The 2,020-nt window shown below is 72.1% G+C and carries 4 protein-coding genes, 1 pseudogene and 1 riboswitch; of the genes and pseudogenes, 2 read left to right on the top strand and 3 right to left on the bottom strand.

The features are described 5' to 3' along the window. Positions 1 to 155: 155 nt before the first annotated feature. Genes G6018_RS14025 through G6018_RS14035 form a run of 3 tightly spaced genes read right to left on the bottom strand, consistent with a single transcriptional unit; the run spans position 156 to position 1,240 of the window. Positions 156 to 632 carry an SRPBCC family protein gene (locus G6018_RS14025; RefSeq protein WP_179523243.1) on the bottom strand — a complete coding sequence of 159 codons (477 nt, stop codon included), beginning with the start codon at positions 630 to 632 and terminating at the stop codon, positions 156 to 158. Next, positions 629 to 886, bottom strand: coding sequence for a hypothetical protein (locus G6018_RS14030; protein WP_182611046.1), 258 nt, complete (start codon positions 884 to 886; stop codon positions 629 to 631). Before G6018_RS14030 ends, G6018_RS14025 begins: the two co-directional genes overlap by 4 nt. A gap of 39 nt (positions 887 to 925) precedes the next feature. Beyond that, positions 926 to 1,240 (bottom strand): SMR family transporter, encoded by a 315-nt coding sequence (locus G6018_RS14035; protein WP_179523245.1) that lies wholly within the window; start codon positions 1,238 to 1,240, stop codon positions 926 to 928. Between the two features lie 10 nt (positions 1,241 to 1,250). Continuing rightward, positions 1,251 to 1,318, bottom strand: a riboswitch (guanidine-III (ykkC-III) riboswitch). Positions 1,319 to 1,468: 150 nt separating this feature from the next. Between G6018_RS14035 and G6018_RS14040 the strand changes: the two genes are divergently transcribed. Further along, positions 1,469 to 1,768 carry an EthD family reductase gene (locus G6018_RS14040; protein WP_182611047.1) on the top strand — a complete coding sequence of 100 codons (300 nt, stop codon included), beginning with the start codon at positions 1,469 to 1,471 and terminating at the stop codon, positions 1,766 to 1,768. A 50-nt stretch (positions 1,769 to 1,818) separates the two neighbouring features. Next, a pseudogene (locus G6018_RS14045) lies at positions 1,819 to 2,020 on the top strand (hypothetical protein); the annotation flags it as partial.

The raw sequence follows: 2,020 nt of genomic DNA on the forward strand, positions 1-2,020 counted from the left end.
CGTGGCGCTGGGTCCGCGACGAGTTCCGTGCGCTGGACGACCGCCGGCTCCTGGGGTTGACCTTCGTCGGTGGCCCGTGGTCCCGGATCGCCGCGGCTCCGCTGCTCCTCACGCGCGCCTAGACCGCGCCCGGCCCGCGGCGCGCGGCCGGATCGTCAGCGGTTCGACTCGTACCTCGCGGCCAGGCGCGAGAGCGTCTCGGTGATCCCGGCGGCGTTCTTCTCCGCCATCCCGACGCGCTCCATGACCCGCCCGATCTTCGACTCACGGTTGTCGAAGCTCTCGGTGACCTCGGTCCGCCCGTCGGCGGTCGGGGTGAACTCCCAGCGCCAGCGGTGCCCGGCGGGGTGGGCCCACTCGACGACCTTGAGCTCCGGGGTGTCGACATGCTCGGTCACCGTGGAGGTGATGCGGTACGGGACGCCGTACATCCGCATCCTCGTGGTGAACTTCGCACCCTCGGACAGGGCGGACGGGCCCTTGACGTTGTCGCGGACCGTCCCCGATCCGTCGACGAGGCCGTGCTTCGCGGGGTCGTTGACCAGCGCGAACAACTCGTCGGCGGGGGCGTTGACGGTGACGCGCCGGGCGACGACACGCGGTCCGCGGTCGACTGTGGTGATGGAGGTCATGGGTGGACCGGTCCTCTCGGGAGACGTCGATGACGGTGCAGACCACGAGGGGTCTCGGGTCGGTGGGCCTGCCTCCGGACCACCGTACGCCCGAGTTCCGCCACGTTCCCGGCGACCGCACCGAGGCCGGCGCCGATGACCAGGCCCGGGGCCAGGCCGGTCGGGCCGGCGACCGCGAGCCCGATGATCAGGCCGGCCCCGGCCCCGTAGACGAGTCCCAGGCCGACCAGTGGTCCGGCCGCACGCGATCTCATCACCTCACCGTAGACCCCGGCGCCGCGCTGACGAGGCGGTCACGCAGCGGTCTTGAGTCCGACCACCCCGCCGATGATCACCAGGAGGAAGACCACCTTGGCCGGCGAGACCGGTTCCGCGCCGGTGGCCATGGCGTACAGCACGGTCAGGGAGGCGCCGATGCCGACCCACACGGCGTAGGCGGTTCCCACCGGGAGGCCTCTCATCGCGTAGGCCAACCCGGCCATGCTCACGACCAGGGCGACCCCGAACACCACGGACGGGACGAGCCGGGTGAAGCCCTCGGATCTGCCCAACGCGGTGGCCCACACCGCCTCGAGGATCCCGGACAGAACGAGTACGAACCACGCCATGACAGCCTCCGGCGGGCCGTCTTGTCGCGCTCCGGGTACGGCGCCCCTCGTCCGGGAGACCCGTCCACGGGACTCTGGGGACCATGCTGGCACATCGGGAGCCGGTCCGACCGATCCGGACTCCGACCACAACCGGCGAATCCGTCTCCCCACCCGACCGACTGCGGCATCATCCCCGGTGCGCGACCCTCCGGACGACCGGATGGAGCGCCCCTCGAAAGGACCCCCTTGATCACCCTCACCGTCCTCTACGGAACCCCCGACGACGTCGAGAAGTTCGACGAGTACTACGACGGGACCCACATCCCCCTCGCCCGCGCGGTTCCGGGCCTCGACGACGCCAAGGTCACACGCTTCCTGCCCGGCCCGGACGGCTCCGCACCCGAGTTCCACCTGATGGCCCAGCTGTTCTTCGCGGACGCCGAGGCGATGGGAGCCGCGCTTGCGACGGACGAGGGCCGGGCACTGGTGGCGGACGGGGCGAACCTCGGGATCACCCCGACGATGCTCGTGGGCTCCACCGGGTAACCGCCGGGAACGCGCGGCCGCGGAGGGGCCGTGGGTACGGTGAGGCCACCATGACCCCTCACCACTCCCCCTCTGCGCGGCCGGACCGGGCATCCGTCCCCCCGTTGGCGGTGGCCGTGATCGGCGCCGGCGCGATCGGGACCGCGGTAGCGGAGGCACTGGAGAACGGCGACGTCCCCGGAGCGCGTCTGGTGGCGGTGCTCCGCTCGGGCAGCACGCGCGACGAGGTCGACGCGGCCGTCGATGCCGCCG

This window comes from Dietzia sp. DQ11-44, from assembly GCF_014145205.1.
GTDB classification, from domain to species: Bacteria; Actinomycetota; Actinomycetes; order Mycobacteriales; family Mycobacteriaceae; genus Dietzia; species Dietzia natronolimnaea.